A 14,685-nucleotide genomic window follows, 5' to 3' on the forward strand; every position below is an offset into this window, starting at 1 on the left:
AAACCGAGGTTTGAGAGAGCGTCTTCTGCCTTTGTTGCCCCAGTCCCACCCTGCGCAATGGATAGCGCAGTAGTGAGCCCTTTCAGTTCGGTAATGTCACTGTTTGAACCCTTCCGGGCCAGTCCCCCAATAGCGGGAATGGTGACTGCTTTACCGTTGATGGTGACCGTGATGTTCTGGTTTGCTGAGGTAGTGGCGAACGTTTCCCAGCCGCCAATATTCTCGTCGTACTCGTTAATGAGCTGCGAAATGCTCTGTGCCAGGCCATCGACTGACAAGGCATCTGTCACCAGAATGGCATACTTCTGGCCGGTGAGCGCGGGTGACGCAGCAGGTGTTACTGTTAACGACGTTGCACTGTTAATGGCGGTAATCTGGAAAAGCTGGACGGGATTAGAAAGAACCATCAGGGTCTGCCCGAGACGAATCTGGCTGGCGGGAGCCGTCCAGTTTGTACCGGTGCCGGTGGCGGTATTTCCGTTAACAGATAATGTGCCGATGGTATAAAGCATGAACTACCTCACGATAATAACGATCGTTTAAAGCGATCAATAATGTAAAATTGATCGCTCATATCAATCTGACTATTTTTTAAACTCTAATAAAATGGAAGTTCCCGCATAAACAGGAATGTTGAGATGAAACTTTTATTTGTTGCAGCGATTTTGCTCGTGACTGGATGTACGAATAAGCACACAGAAAACGCATTCCAGATGGATTACCCGGTTGATGCCGCTCGCTTATCTTTGGCTGGCGATATTCACGTAAATATCGACTGTGCCACCAGGGAGGTCGAAGTTATTTCCGACAGTAGCAACGGAATATTCAGCCGCCATATCAATAAGCGCTTGAGTAATATTTGCTATAAAAAAACGAATAAGTTTGATGTTGTTTATCGTTTTGATTTAGCAAAGGGCGTGAAGCAAGATATGATCGCCACTCATTACCCGCGCGTTCCTCCGGCATCAAATTCCAACAAACCTGGCGATCGGAATTCTTAATCCTCTCCCCTGCATGGTCTGGGCCCAGGTTCGCTGATTACTTGAGATGTACCTCCCCTGTAACTGCGAACCAGTCCATTTAAGCGCAATACCTGAATACCCAACAACCGTTCCATCATCGCTGAGATTTCCAGGACAGTTGTTTACCAGAATCCATGGGTTGAACCCTGGCGTGATGCTAAACGTGTTGTTCTGCAGGTCATAGTTAGCCGGCACATCAAAGAAGCCAACCACCCGGGGCATTTTCGAAGCTGACACAGCACTCCAGATAAGGTTCCCTGAGCTGTCCAAAACATCAAGGTATCCGCTCTCCAGTCCAATATTTCGCGCAGTGCGGATCATACTCCCGGCGTTATCCTCAAGAAGGTTTGCGCCAGGTAACCCATATTTATTTGTCCCCAGCTGAAGCCATCTGAGTCTTCCGTCATTCCAGAACTGAGTGGGGGTATACCCCAGCGTCGAACCATCACCAAACGGGCTGTTTACTCTGTAAAAGCCTTTATCAGTAACAGCGCCCAGCGTTCTCTGGTCATAAAAAAGTGTCGACCTGTTCTCCGAATCAACCTGAAGTTTTCCGGCATCGTTATAAGATTCGAATCCGCTCATTGGAAGTTGTAAACCTCCACATTTAGTGTTGTAGCCTGATTGGCTTTTGTCGGTAAATAATAAGCAGTAAAGCCGCCATTATAAGCGCGGCAAAAATACTCATTCATCCCGACGCCAGTGGTTACTATTGAAACAAAAGACCCGTCCTGTGTAGCTCCCGGAAATGCAACGTTAACGCTGCTCACACCCGACGGAAAATTGAAGGACTTGCTGCCCATATATCGAAGTGAATAATCACTTAAATCTACCGCAACACGACCGGCACCGTCCCAGCACTGTAGACCCTGTGGCATTACCATAACCCCATTCTGACGCGTAACACGTTATTGCTGTCATAAATGCGGATCAGGGTGCTGGATATCAGCATTCTGCCGCCACCAGCCACGCCGTTGATTTCGAAATTCCCGCCTTTATCCAGCTTCCATCCTGCCGAGCCTGCAACGTAATTATTCGACTGAATAAAATTGCCGATCTTGGCATTGCTGATAGTTCCGTCCTGAATGAACGTATCCCGGATGAACGTCTGCCCGTTCTGGATCACGAATGGCAGCGTAACAGCCCCGCCAGCCTGAGACATCACTGCGAAACGGTCAGCGACAAACAGCACCTGTGACTGCATGCCGGACGGTGTATTCTCAACGCCGATCCCCATCCCTGCGGCGTACTGGCGTCCATTGGAGTCCACCGCCACCTTGATGTTGTACATCGCGCTCAGGTTACCGTTTACATCAGCCACCGCCTGTGCGGTCTGATTAATAGCCGCAGTCTGGCCGTTTACCGTAACCGTCAGGGAGTTTATTTTCGTGGCCGAGGCCTGCGTGAAGTTGGCCAGGGTCTCTGTCAGGTCAGTTGCATTGGAAACGTTGCCACCGGCAGACGCATCAAGCGTCACCAGAGCACGGGCAACCGCCTGGCTGGTATCTGCAATGGTGGTGTCGATGCGGTCGATACTGGCGCTGTTCCCGGCGTTGGTGGCTGCCTGGGATCGACGACTGGTGACCTGCGCGAGGCTGTTCTGGATAACCGCGATAGAGGAGTTTTTAACGCCTCCTGTCATGCCATCCATTGAGACAGAGATTTCGTCAATCTTCACCTCGGCCTGCGCTAGACCATCTGCATTTTCCTTGATGGCCAGCGCCTGTTGCTCCAGATCGTCAGCGTTCTGTCTGATGTCGTCGGCCATGCCAGCAATTTTTTCATTGCTGTCCACCGCGTTCTCGATCAGGTCTTTGAACGTTTCTGAGCCTTTCATATCCTCCAGAATGTCATTGGTTATTTCGCTGACATCTATCGAGGACGTGCCCATGACCCAGTCGGTCCAGTCCCCGGCGTTACCGATACGGTCAATCAGGCGCGCGCGGTACCACTGACGAACGCCGGCCGGCATGGGGCCATGCTGATAATCTGCAGCCGGGTACGGCACCAGGACCAGCAGTTCAGGATTGGCGTAGTCGGCAGTTGTGGCGCGCTGAATCTCTGTATAGGCCGTGTCGCCAGAGCCATCCGGAAATTTCCAGGTCAGGTCGATATGCCAGACCACATCTTCGGTCGCCAGGAAGTTGAGCGGAGTACCCGGTTTTCCCGATTTACCAGAGAGATAAGTTGTTTCGCCGTATCCCCATGGTGACGACGTATCCTGCGCATTCAGCGCCCGGACGCGCACATCATAGCTGCCAGAATAAATGCCCTGAACCGAGAAACCCTGCGCGCTGGTAACCGGAACGTTTATCCAGTCCCCGTTGTCCTTACGCCACTGGGCAACGTACCGGATTGCGCCCTCTACCTTATTCCATGAAACGTCTAGACTTGCTACCGTCAGGCCCTGTGAAACATGATCGCTCTCAGTCACCACGATATTCTTCGGCGCTGATAGGACGCTTATCGGCGTGACGGTGATCGGGGGAGACTCGACCCGAACGCCGTCATCGATGTAACGGTATTTATTTGGATCGTGCTGAACGGCCGTAATAGTGAAACCGCCTGTGCTGTCGTCGTTAGCCGCAATTGAAGTGACCCGGAAATACTGTATTGCGAGGTTATCACTGTCTATCGCCCAGACAGCACCCACCACAGGTGCCTGACTAAATGCGGTGGCAACCGTCACCGTTTTTTTATCTGCGCTCACCGCGCTTATTGTGCGCGCCTGGGCTTTTCCGTCAGGCAGGTTAACCACCAGCCGGTCTTTCGCCGCATAGTCTATTACTCTATCCAGCGTAATCTGGCGGCCATTGACCGCCCTGATGCGTCCCCCGTTCTCCTTGCCGGAACGGAAAGGATCGGCGACACCTATAATTTCAGCAGGCAGCGGGATGTAGCCATCCAGCCCCACGCCAAATGATACGGTACCGTCTTTGGCATTGGAGAGTAGTACCCAGCGCCCGCGCCGGTGCGCTTCACTTTGCGAGGTGCAGCCGATTGCGGTCAGGGACGTCTGCCGGACGTCATAACGCTCTACAAGCGCCGAATCGTAGACCCCCTCAACGGTATCGCTGTAATGGTTTTGCGGATCGGACCAGGACACCAGGCAGGAGCTATAGCGATTCTTGTATGAGCCGCCCGCATAAGTAAACAGCCCATCGATAACGTTTGAGGTGTTATAAACCCAGTCAACATCGTCCTGCGGGACGTCTGCCTGGACGTAAATCTGATCGTTGCCCCAGAACGTTATGCCACGAAATACCGCGGCGAGATCGTTAAGTACCTGCCAAGCATCCTCTTGGCTCTGAATGAAAACGTTGCAGGTGAAACGCGGTTCGGTGCCACCGGCACCGTCGGAAACCATTTCGTCGCAATACTGGGCTATTGAGTACAGCGCCCACTTATCCACCATGGACGCATCCACGCGCGTGCCCATGCCGTAAATTTCATCCAAAACCAGATCATAAAATATCCAAGCGGGGTTATTGGACCAGGCCATTTTAAACCCACCGGACCATGAGCCAGAATAGGTTCGTGTTATCGGATCATAGTTATCCGGAACCTTTATCAGCTTGCCCTTTATCTTACAGGTCACCTTCGGTGCGCTGCCGTTGAACTGGCTGCTGTCCACTTCAACATACAGTAGCGCGGTCAGAGGATAACGAAGCTTGCTGTCGATAACTTCCGCATACGAAAACACCTTGAAGGCGTTAACCAGTTTCGAATTTGATCCGCTGGCATCAGCCGTAATACGTCTGACCCTGACAGACCAGCCGGACGTGGATTTTGGCAGATCGATACGGTGGTCACGCTGATATTCCGTCGTGGTTTTTCCGCCAAACTTGCCGTTTACAACCGTTTTCCAGGCGCCACCGTCTGTTGATAAATCGATCGCATACTCGGTGACCGTGCCCACCATATCGCCGTTATCTTTATAGAGATACTGGACCGGAACGCTTAGCTTAATACGAATGGCATCCAGAGAAAGATTGGTAAACTGGCGTGTCCAGGGCGACGTGGTAGTGACAGTGGTGCCCACCGCCAGCTCGTTATCGACCTGGGGCATCCCGGCGATGTAAGTCTGGTCCTGTGTGCCCTTGCGGAACTCCCATTTCACGCCGCTGAAGTTGTACTCCCCGCTGTCGTTTGCCAGCGGCGTGTCGTTGAGAAAAATGTTCTGTGCGGTCAGATCACCCTGTATTTCCCCCTCAGAAACGGCAATGAGCATTTTTAATTTTGCAACCGACAGCAGATCGTCAGGTTGCTCAACCGGAGTATGCGCGCTGCCACCGCCACCTTTTGCACCCTGTAGGATGGTTTCACTATGGAGAAGTTGCATTTTTACCCCATTAAAAAACCCAGCATGAGCTGGGTTATTTGTTAGCATTAATGATGGCGTCTTATTACATGTTTTTGTAATAACTTACTTTAGAGTCAAAGTCCTGTTTTGCTAGTGGCGTTTGGCTGGTTACATAAGCCTCCCACGAACTGTAAGCCTCAACAAGAGCACGACGCTCTTCAGTATCTTTAGTGCTGGCTTTCATTGTTTCAAACACATTAGACCCAATTTCTTTCAGCTTGCTCTTTCTTGTAACGCCACATGTCGTTATTGCATCAGCTACCGAATTATCCCACCCAACTAATTGCAGAATTTCTATGCGCTTCTGGGTAACAAACTGATCTGCCGAAGCATTAAGCGCAGCCTTGGATAAAAACTCCGCAAACTCCTTTTTACTTTGCGGCATTTGTTTTGGCATCGTAATGTTATCTTCACAATTTGCTAAGTCAGCATATTGTTTTTGTAAATTGTTGTTCTGATTTTGGGGGGCACAACCTGAAATAAACAACACAATTAATAAGACCAAACCATATCTTTTCACTTACATCTCCTTGATTGGCATCATTTTGGACATGATAACCAAGGGTGATTGCAATGTAACGTTCATCTTATTTCGGTTGCATAACGCTATTGCTGATCGCTCGAGTACATACCGGCGCTGACTATCGCTCCCCCTGCCTCGATCAGACCGTAAGCCAGGGGGACAGGATGCCCCATAGCGACGGTATTGACCGGCGCCCCGAAGGCATAGTTAGGCGTGTTATCCGTGCTTGAGGATTTACCCGCGCCGAAGGATGGCTGGGGCGTGAGCATCTGGACAACGCCACCCAGCATCATTGATACCCCGACCCCGGTCAAAATTGACGTGGCGCTGATGGCTGTTGCACTCATCGCCGCCCCCCAGGCTGCCATACTCGCACCGGCGGTAAAGAATGCAGCGACCAGCGCAACGGCACCAACAACTATCTGAAGAACGCCAGAGTTTTTGGCCCCCTCATAAACGGGCACGATCCGGTATACGCTTCCCCCGCGGGTCATATCGAACTCTTCCAGCCCGATATTGTTATCCCCGTTGAAAAAGGCGAAACGGATCCCCTTCATATGGGCTTCCGACATGTATTTTTTGAAGCCGGGAACCTGCGAACATACTGCCCTGAGCATTTCACGCAGATCGGCAACATCAAACTGAACGCGGACCCCGAATTTTTTAGCCATCTTACCGTCGAGAATAAGCGTTTTAAGCATTCATGTTGTCCTTATGCCTGACCACCCGGACCGTTCTGTCGCGATAATATTTCCCATACGGCGTACGCGAAGAAAGGTGCCCGAACAAATGGTGAAGAATGATGTTGTCACCCAAATACACAGCGGCGTGATTGGTCACCGATGCCTGCACACTCATCATGATGATGTCCCCGGGCTGCATAGCACCGGCGTCAATCTCAACGAACCCCTCACGCTCCCAGTTGTCATCGTAGAACCGCTCTTTGCCGCTCTCCCACCATTCGTAAGGCACTGAATAGTTCCCGAGGCCAATATCATATTCACGCTGATAATATTCCCGGATCAGCGACCAGCAGTCCGCGTAACCCAGCAACCATTGCCGCCCGGCATAATCCCGGTCTTCACGCGGGGAAATCGTACAAAAATCCCCGTCCGGCCAGGACATGATCCCCCACTCAATACCCGACCAGTCACACTGGATGCGGTCCAGCTCGGAGGGCACCAGCCGGACCACATCCGGATGGGAGTGAATGACCATAATGATTTCACCGAGCGCGCGGGCAGCAAGCTGATCTTCCGGAGAGAACGTGAATGTTTCCTCTGGTTTATCCGCGATGTTGCGACAGGGAATAAAGATTTGCTGCTGTCCTGACTGAACAATCAGGCCACAGGCTTCTTTGGGGTATTCACCAGCGACGTGCTGACGGATAGCATCCAGCAATTTTTCACGCATTATCATTTCCCCTGCAGGTTGGCGGCCGGAAAGCCCCCGAATGGCAGCGGCGCGTCCGGGCCGTGACGCTCCTGACAGTCCTGACGGCGACCGCCACATACATCCTTCGACGGATCATCGGTAGGCGTGCCATCCTTGGTAAAATATTTCGTACCGTTGTAGTCGCATCCGGTTCCGCTTCGGTACCAGCCCCGCATACACCAGGTGCAGACAGGCGTAATCTGCCGGGTAGGCAGCTGAAGGCTCTGAATATCGAAGGGAGAGCACAGCTCAAAATCAATCTGTACTCTCGTCTCTGCGGTTTTGGCATTGACGAAAAAGAGTTGTACGCGCTCATCGACCGGGCTGGCCCCCGGATTGCCGTCTTTCCAGTTGGCGGCATCGAGGTACTTAGAGAGCGTTGTGTGGATTTTTACTTTCGCCCGGACCATGTCGTCATACTCCAGGCATAGCGCCGTGACATAGTTCCCGACGTTCCCGACTGAGAGCGTGGGCGTCGGCTGGGACCCGGTACTTGATAACTCCATACCCTTCAGTTCGTAAGGATGAGGATCGTACTGGTTGCCCTGCCAGATTATGGCGGGCAGGTTCTCAGCGGCGAAGGCTGCCCACCCCTCCTCCTGGATATTGTGCGCATGAAACCGCAGCACCTGATCCATACCGAATTCGGTGCCGTCGATCTCAATCAGCTGAATAACGCTGCCGGGCTCAAGCTGTTGTATATCTCCGGTAAAACTCATATTACCCCCAAAAAAAAAGCCGCCCGGAGGCAGCTTCAATGTTCTCGATATTCTCAGGGCGCAAACGCCTGTTCAAAAGTGAAGGCCACCGTGGCTTTTTTCCCTGTGGGGAATGAAACGCTGAACGAATCGGCCTTCATTCTGAACAACTTTTTTTCACCCCATGGCGTGGTCCACCAGAATGATTTAGTGACGTGAGACATCAGAAAAGCACGCAGCGCAGCGGCCTCCTGTCTGGTGCCCGTCCAGTCCAGGTTCCACGTTTCCTGTTTATCGTTGATCCCCATTCCCGCTATCTGTTTGTAGCCATCCCCGAACTGGGCCTGCAGCGTTCGAGCCGTTTCAGCGCCCTGCGCGGTTTTTCGCGTGCGCCAGGTAAACGTGTCTATCACGGTGTCCTCCTCGAGTAAAGCACGCCGCCTGCGGACATTTCTTTTTTCAGTCTCTCGGTGATTGTCTGCTGAACAATCGCCTGCAGCTGTTTCGCCGTCCCCGTGGCGTTCGCCTGATTTATGCTTCCGTCACTCCCCTGCTGGCTGATGCTGACTGGGGCGTAAACGCTGATCCCGCCCATGCCAGCACCGGCTGCGCTCCCGCCGCCGACCAGACCACCCGAGGCATACCCGCGCATCAGGCGATAGAGATTAGCCACGCCGATGCGGCTGGTTGACTCTTTGGTGAAGACGAACTCCCCGCGGTGAACGATACCGGCTGGCTCGTACTTGCCGCCGTGCCCGGTAAAACCACCCACGTCGTAGCCCGGAGGCCGGTATGACGGGACCGCGAATGACTGACCAGCAGAGGAGGCTTTCGCCCCGCCGCTAACCCAGCCCATTGCGCTCTGGATGGTGTAAGCCACCAGCAGCTGGTTGATAACGGACACAATCATTTTAAGGATCGAACTGGTGAAGCTCCTGAAGCTCGCCTTCCCGGTTGTCGTCAGGCTGGTAAGCTGTCCAGCCAGCCCGCTGAACGTTGCCTGCGAAATCTGCTGAACGGAGCTGAAAACGTTTGTCGCTGAATCCTGATATTCGGCCCAGCCCTGTTTCGCACCGGCCAGCCAGTTTGCGCGCAGGGCATCCTCAGCTTCGAACGTCGCCCTTTGCCCTTCCAGAACCTTTTGCTGCGCCTGAGGGTTGTACGAATAGCTTTCGTTGAGACGTTGCAGCGTAACTTGTCGCCCAGCCTCCCGAGTAGATACCCCCTGAGACTGAGCCTGCAAACCCGCCCTGGCGGCTTTTTGCTGCTGCTCAAACTTCACGGCCTGATCGGTCAGCTGGTTGAGCTTTTGCTGCCTGGCAACCTTATCGCCCAGGTCGGCCAACTGCCGCTTGTACTCGAGCGTTTCTTCCTTGTGCGCAAGCAGGGATTTTTCCTGGGCCGTAAGCTGACGACGACCAGCGGCCTCTTGCAGAACGGCGAACTGATTTTCAGTCTGCCAGAGATCCTGCCGCTGTTTACTTATGACGTCGTTTACGCTGGTGTGCTGCTCGAGCGTTTTAAGCTGGGCCTGAAGGGTGAGAAGTTCAGCCTGCGCTTTTTCTTCAGCTTTGTCCCCGGCTGGCGTTGAGTAGCTTTTGCCTTTCGGCGTTTTGGGATCCTTCCACTGCTTTTCAATCCCGGCGCGTGCTGCCGCTATGTCCTTTTCAGTCCACAACGTGGCGATGCCGTCTTTCGCATCCTGGCGGTTTTTAGCAATAAGCTGATTGAGTTTTTTCTCCGCAAGGGCACGTTTTTCTGCCGCCGTCGCCCCGGATTCAACCATCTGATTAAATTGCTGCTGGGTCCGGACGGCCTGTGTCTGCTGTTCCGTCCGCATTTTTTCCCTGGCAGCTGCCAGCCCTTCCTGGGCATATTGCTTATCGGCAAGATCGTAAGCCTGCTTTTTAAGCTCTACCTGCTGGCGCGCGTTTCTCAGCCTTTCCGCATCTGCCTTTTGCAGAACGTTGTTACCGGCATAGTCCGGATCAACCTTGAGATTGCCGGACAGAGCACGGTACTCTTTCTCTGCTGCCTGCCATTCAGCAAAAGAGTCCTGGCGCTTCATCGCGGTGTCAGGATTACGCCCTATGCCCAGCATCGCATCCCACGCGCCTGAGGCCGCATTCTTCACCCAGTTCCAGGCTTTTTCGAGGGAGCCAAGATTTTCCTCAACCGCCCCGGCCCGCTGAATGACCGCATCAGAATACGCACGCATGGCAAGCTCTGATGCTTTCTGCGTATCTCCCATTGCCTGAGCAGAGGCAATCTGTTCATACTGCGTGGCCGTCAGAAAATGCAGCGAATCGTTGAGCGTTGTGACTGCATTAACCGGATCATCCTTCAGGCGTTTAAACTGGTTGATGGTTTCGTCGACGGCCTGCCCGGTGGCCTGCTGTAGCCTGGCAGCAACATTGCTCACCATGCTGACATCATTACCGCTAAACGCACCACTTCCGACAACCTGCGCCAGCACACCTGCAGCAGCATGCTGTGTGATGCCATTACCTGCCAGTGAGCGCGCCAGTGCCTGTAGCTGTCCGGACGTTTTCCCGGCGTAATTCCCGGTCAGGATCAGTTGCCTGTTAAATTCCTCGGACTCTTTGCTGCCGTCATACCAGGCTTTACCCAGCCCGTAAACCGCCGCGGCAATACCACCAACCATGCCGGCGATCCCAAGCCCGCGCAGCGACAACAGCTGGTCTATCCATCCTGCCCGGTTCGCCAGCGTGATCCCGGAGCCGCGCAGTGCACCGAAGTTACCGCGCATGACCTCGCCAATAAGCACCCCCAGCTCCTGCCGGGCAGCAGCACTTTGCAGTCCCAGACCATGCGTGGCCACTTTGGCAGCTTCAAGCTTGCGGATATAGACCTCAGCCGCATCGCCTGCACCGACCTGCGCCGCCTTCATGCGCAGCAGCTCGGTACCGGAGAGTTTTTGCTCTGCGATCTGTTGCTTAAGCTGACTGAGGAATCGGGTACGCGCGGCGGCCGATTTTTCTTCTACGATCTGCAGCTCTTTTTGCCTGGCCGTGGTGCGGGAAATCAGGGCGAGATAATCCTGCTGGGTGATATTGCCCTGTGCCCTTGCCGCACGAAAGCGCGCCTGCACGTTCGCAAGCGACTGCGTTTCCCCATTGAGCTGGCGAACGCCGTCAATCTGGCGGAAAAAGGATGCCGCCAGTTCATCCTGTCGGCGGGCAAGCGCTGCGGCCTGTCCGTCATTTTCCCGCATACGCTGGTTAAGCTCGGTCACGCGGCGGTGAGTTTCATCAACGGACTTAGAAACGTTCTGCCAGTCTTTGGTGAGCCCTTCCGTTGCTGCAGACTGTCGGGCTTTCATATCTGCGACAGCCGCCGTGCCGGCGTCACCCACGGTTTTAAACGCAGCCGCCTGCCGCTCGGAAGCGCGCTGCATTCGCGTCTGGACTTTTTCAGAGTCCTCAGCCATCCCGGTTAGCTGCCCCTTTATGCGGGCAACCTGCTCACTAAACGTGGCGCTGTCGACGTCAAGGTTGATGACCAGATCGCTAATCTGCTGGGCCATATCGGATACCTCCTGTTATCCCCTCAGCTGCGGCCATCAACGAATCATCATCCGGCTCTTCATCGCTGATGACGGTACCGGAAGGAGAAAGCAGGCTGAAATGTGCGGGGGTAAGTTCCGGGTCGCGGAAGAAAAGAGTGGAGATGGAATAAAGCAGCTCTGAGAAATGCGCATCGAGCTGCGCGTCCTGAAAATAATGCTCCCGGTAGAACTGGTGCCAGTCGCCCAGCTCACTGGAAGTCATTCCAGCCAGCATGGCGCGCCAGTCGGGTCGCCCGAACTCGCGCGCCAGATTCAGGACAAACTTCAGCTCGCTGGCAAGGGCTTTTCCGCCGTAACGGGTTCTGCGCCTTCAGCCTCGGGTGAGGCATCCGGATCGGCAGAGTTGTCATCATCAACCGGAACGAGCATGCCGGAGAGCAGCTTTATTTCCATTTCTGCTTTACCGATCGCCTCCGGCGGCCAGCCGCTAAGCACCTGCTGATAAAGCGTCTCCACATCCGTGCCAGCCGGATCGTTATGCCACAAAGACATCGCGATCAAACGCGCACCGCAGCGAATATTTGAGCCAATCAGCCTGGCCGTCATTTCCTGATCGCTGATGCCGTCGCTGTCAGCACTGACGGCCCTTTCCTCTGCGGCCATAAACGTGAGGAACTCAATACGTTGAAGCGCCGACAGCTCGAAGATGGTCAGGGATTCTGTTTGCCAGGTGAACTTCTCTTTTTTCAGAAACATGCGTCCTTCCTTACGCTGCAGTTACGGTGACTTTGCAGACCGCAACGAAACTACCGTCGCTGGTCATTGCAATAATGTCAGCGGTGCCTGCCGCCACGCCGGTGACGGTGATCGCGTTGCCGCTAACGGTGACCGTTGCTTTTGCGCCGTCGGAGGTTGCCACGCGGAACGAGGTATCAGAGGCGCTGGCAGGATTAACCGTCACATTGAGCGTTGTGGTTGCACCGACGGCCACGCTTGCCGTGGCTTTATCGAGCGTAACGCCGGTGACTGGGATATTCGGGCTCCCGCTTTCTTCAGCCAGCTCCGGCTTGCCGGTGTTGGTGATTTTCGCTGTGCGAGTAATAACCTCTTTTGCCGGAATGGCTTTACCCAGGCTGCTGCACCAGCCGCGGAAAACGTCGACGGTACCGTTCGGGTATTTGATTTTGTAATAGCGTACTGAGCCATCAATAAACCATGCGACCAGGTCTTTTTGCCCTTCTTCACCCGGCTTCCAGGCGAGGGTGAAAGAGGTGTCGCCAGCAGATTTTGCCCCCTGAGCGGTCGCGTTCCAGTCAGCGTCCTCGTCGTCGAGGTAGGTGTCGTCATACGATTCGGCGGTCATTTCGCCCGGCGTCAGCTCTTTAATTTTCGCAAGGCGGTTCCAGTCGATATCCGAGAGTGGGTTAGCGAAAGCGTTGCCCGTTCCGGTGTAAAGCCAAAGTGTGGTACCGGCACCTTTCACGGGAGCCAGTGGGTTTGGAGTAGGCATAAGTACCTCTTAAATTGAATAGGTGATTAAGTACGTGAAATCGACTGAACCCCAGGTGGCCATTTCATCATCCCGCTGATAGTCATAACCCTGCGGGGTGAACGTCTCAACCAGTTCGGTCAGACCCGGGATGAAGGCCATTGCCGGATACACTTTCTCTTCCATCCAGGAATCAAGCGCGCTGTCGGGGCTGGAGGCTTTAAGAAATACCTCGATGTGAACAACCGCCTGCCACGAATCTTCGTCAAGCGAATCGCCGGTGTACTCCGCGTCAGAAAGGTAAACAGCCACGGCAGGGAGATCCTGCTCTTCAAGAAAAACAGGGCGCCCGTCAAACCAGGTGACAGTGTCGGTGATATCGGCTTTCAGTTTTGCCAGAATGGCTGCACGAATTGCGCTGTGTCTGTTCATCGCTTCAGGTGGATCCTCAGTTGGTTTTTCAGGGCTGCGGAAAGTTCTTTGGGCATATCGCTTTCAATAAGGCGCTTTGAAATAGCGGTGAATGCCACAGTGAGCGGTGTCTCAAGAGGAACTTTGACCACATCAATCGGATAACGGGCCTGACCTACGCGCCGCATGACCTGCCAGCGCCCGTTGGCAAGCTGTTGAATAAAAGCGTTACGAAAGGTATAGGGGCCGATTTTGAGGACGCTACCCGCTCCGTTTCTTGCCCCTTTTTTACGCGAGAGCCGGACGCGCGCCGTGCCGAGCTTTATCGCAGGAAGATTACCGCGGTTGATTTTTATCGACGCGACCGGGCGATCGTGACGGGCCTTGCGCAGACGGGAACGCTGGCGGACCAGACGAACCGGAAGCCCCTTCTTCCGGTTATCATCAACTGTTGCTTCTTTCGCTACAGCTTTGCTCCCCTGGCTTATCGTTCTGCTGGCCACCCGGTTAAGCGCTTTTGCGGTTGCCTCAGGAACGATTAACCGGCTGAGGCTGTTCAGGTTCTGAATAGCCCTTTCCAGTCCTTTCACGGACATAGCGCCTCCTCATTCGAGATGGATGCGGGGTTTTCCGTTGAACATGTCATAGCGGGTAACGGTCAGGTTCTTACCGTCGTAGTCGACACTGTCGTTTCGGCGTGGCTGGTAAAGCTCAGAGAAAACCACCAGCGAAGTACCTGTTCCCGACAATGGCCCCATTTCCTCCAGTTGCTCGGCGGGAACAACGTCATAGCTGCTGCCATTGATGATCGCTGTCTTTCCCATCTTTTTTATGGTGGCCGCGTCCATGCGCGCCGCCATCCGGTCAAAGGGGTTAGGCATTGATCTTAACTTCAACAACGGTGGTGCTTGCCCCTGCCTCTTCCCAGGCGATACCTGCGGCAACGGCATCCGTTTCTTCGATCGTGATTTTGCCGTCCTTCAGATACACCTGCGCCCCGGCAGTAACTGCATCAGCGGGGACTTTTGGCAGGAGGAATACCCCTTCAGTAATGCCGTCCCCGGTATCGCCGACAAGAATATCAGTAATCGCCACAGCGATAAGTTTGCCAACCACAACCGGATCGCCGCTCTGAATGTCGGTTGTACCACTGTTTACCAGAGGGATCGTTTTCCCGTCCTGCGCATAGTTCTTAGCCATAACTTCTCCATTCAGC

Annotated in this window: 16 protein-coding genes and 2 pseudogenes; 1 reads left to right on the forward strand and 17 read right to left on the reverse strand. The window is 54.0% G+C overall.

Annotation, left to right across the window (positions count from 1 at the left end; translation table 11 throughout):
- Positions 1–512, reverse strand: a pseudogene (locus tag B2Q93_RS15410) (tail fiber domain-containing protein); the annotation flags it as partial.
- 126 nt (positions 513–638) lie between these two features.
- On the opposite strand from B2Q93_RS15410, the gene B2Q93_RS15415 reads away from it, so the two are divergent.
- Positions 639–1,001 carry a hypothetical protein gene (locus tag B2Q93_RS15415; RefSeq protein WP_286933665.1) on the forward strand — a complete coding sequence of 121 codons (363 nt, stop codon included), beginning with the start codon at positions 639–641 and terminating at the stop codon, positions 999–1,001.
- Here B2Q93_RS15415 and B2Q93_RS15420 read toward each other — a convergent pair.
- From B2Q93_RS15420 to B2Q93_RS15495, 16 genes and pseudogenes are all read right to left on the reverse strand, one after another.
- A complete protein-coding gene (locus B2Q93_RS15420; protein ID WP_061350382.1) occupies positions 966–1,607 on the reverse strand; it encodes a hypothetical protein in 642 nt (213 codons plus the stop codon). The genes B2Q93_RS15415 and B2Q93_RS15420 overlap by 36 nt on opposite strands.
- Entirely contained in the window at positions 1,604–1,906 is a 303-nt protein-coding gene (locus B2Q93_RS15425) for a hypothetical protein (RefSeq protein WP_286933666.1), read from the reverse strand. The genes B2Q93_RS15420 and B2Q93_RS15425 overlap by 4 nt, the downstream gene beginning before the upstream one ends.
- Entirely contained in the window at positions 1,900–5,364 is a 3,465-nt protein-coding gene (locus B2Q93_RS15430) for a host specificity protein J (RefSeq protein ID WP_286933667.1), read from the reverse strand. The genes B2Q93_RS15425 and B2Q93_RS15430 overlap by 7 nt, the downstream gene beginning before the upstream one ends.
- A gap of 64 nt (positions 5,365–5,428) precedes the next feature.
- Entirely contained in the window at positions 5,429–5,905 is a 477-nt protein-coding gene (locus B2Q93_RS15435) for a hypothetical protein (protein ID WP_286933668.1), read from the reverse strand.
- An 86-nt stretch (positions 5,906–5,991) separates the two neighbouring features.
- A complete protein-coding gene (locus B2Q93_RS15440) occupies positions 5,992–6,609 on the reverse strand; it encodes a tail assembly protein (RefSeq protein ID WP_050863240.1) in 618 nt (205 codons plus the stop codon).
- The gene (locus B2Q93_RS15445; protein WP_286933670.1) at positions 6,602–7,321 is read right to left on the reverse strand and encodes a C40 family peptidase; all 720 of its coding nucleotides are present in this window, start codon (positions 7,319–7,321) and stop codon (positions 6,602–6,604) included. The genes B2Q93_RS15440 and B2Q93_RS15445 overlap by 8 nt, the downstream gene beginning before the upstream one ends.
- 2 nt (positions 7,322–7,323) lie before the next feature.
- Positions 7,324–8,061, reverse strand: a complete 738-nt coding sequence (locus B2Q93_RS15450; RefSeq protein WP_286933671.1) for a phage minor tail protein L — start codon at positions 8,059–8,061, stop codon at positions 7,324–7,326.
- A 53-nt stretch (positions 8,062–8,114) separates the two neighbouring features.
- Positions 8,115–8,453, reverse strand: a complete 339-nt coding sequence (locus B2Q93_RS15455; protein ID WP_286933672.1) for a phage tail protein — start codon at positions 8,451–8,453, stop codon at positions 8,115–8,117.
- Positions 8,450–11,587, reverse strand: coding sequence for a phage tail tape measure protein (locus B2Q93_RS15460; protein ID WP_286933674.1), 3,138 nt, complete (start codon positions 11,585–11,587; stop codon positions 8,450–8,452). Before B2Q93_RS15460 ends, B2Q93_RS15455 begins: the two co-directional genes overlap by 4 nt.
- Positions 11,580–11,897: pseudogene (locus B2Q93_RS15465) on the reverse strand (phage tail assembly protein T); the annotation flags it as partial. The gene B2Q93_RS15460 and the pseudogene B2Q93_RS15465, both read right to left, overlap by 8 nt.
- On the reverse strand, positions 11,894–12,325 hold the full coding sequence (gene gpG, locus B2Q93_RS15470; protein WP_286933678.1) for a phage tail assembly chaperone G: 432 nt from the start codon (positions 12,323–12,325) through the stop codon (positions 11,894–11,896). The pseudogene B2Q93_RS15465 and the gene gpG, both read right to left, overlap by 4 nt.
- A gap of 10 nt (positions 12,326–12,335) precedes the next feature.
- The gene (locus B2Q93_RS15475) at positions 12,336–13,079 is read right to left on the reverse strand and encodes a phage tail protein (RefSeq protein ID WP_286933679.1); all 744 of its coding nucleotides are present in this window, start codon (positions 13,077–13,079) and stop codon (positions 12,336–12,338) included.
- A 9-nt stretch (positions 13,080–13,088) separates the two neighbouring features.
- Positions 13,089–13,490: a phage minor tail U family protein gene (locus B2Q93_RS15480; protein WP_020690721.1), complete on the reverse strand. Its 402-nt coding sequence runs from the start codon at positions 13,488–13,490 to the stop codon at positions 13,089–13,091.
- Positions 13,487–14,065, reverse strand: coding sequence for a phage tail protein (locus B2Q93_RS15485; protein ID WP_020884618.1), 579 nt, complete (start codon positions 14,063–14,065; stop codon positions 13,487–13,489). The genes B2Q93_RS15480 and B2Q93_RS15485 overlap by 4 nt, the downstream gene beginning before the upstream one ends.
- Before the next feature lie 9 nt (positions 14,066–14,074).
- On the reverse strand, positions 14,075–14,317 hold the full coding sequence (locus B2Q93_RS15490) for a DNA breaking-rejoining protein (protein ID WP_230852446.1): 243 nt from the start codon (positions 14,315–14,317) through the stop codon (positions 14,075–14,077).
- Between the two features lie 25 nt (positions 14,318–14,342).
- A complete protein-coding gene (locus B2Q93_RS15495) occupies positions 14,343–14,669 on the reverse strand; it encodes a DUF2190 family protein (RefSeq protein ID WP_286933681.1) in 327 nt (108 codons plus the stop codon).
- Positions 14,670–14,685: the final 16 nt, after the last annotated feature.

The organism is Leclercia sp. UBA5958, assembly GCF_002430365.1.
Taxonomy (GTDB): Bacteria; Pseudomonadota; Gammaproteobacteria; order Enterobacterales; family Enterobacteriaceae; genus Enterobacter; species Enterobacter pneumoniae.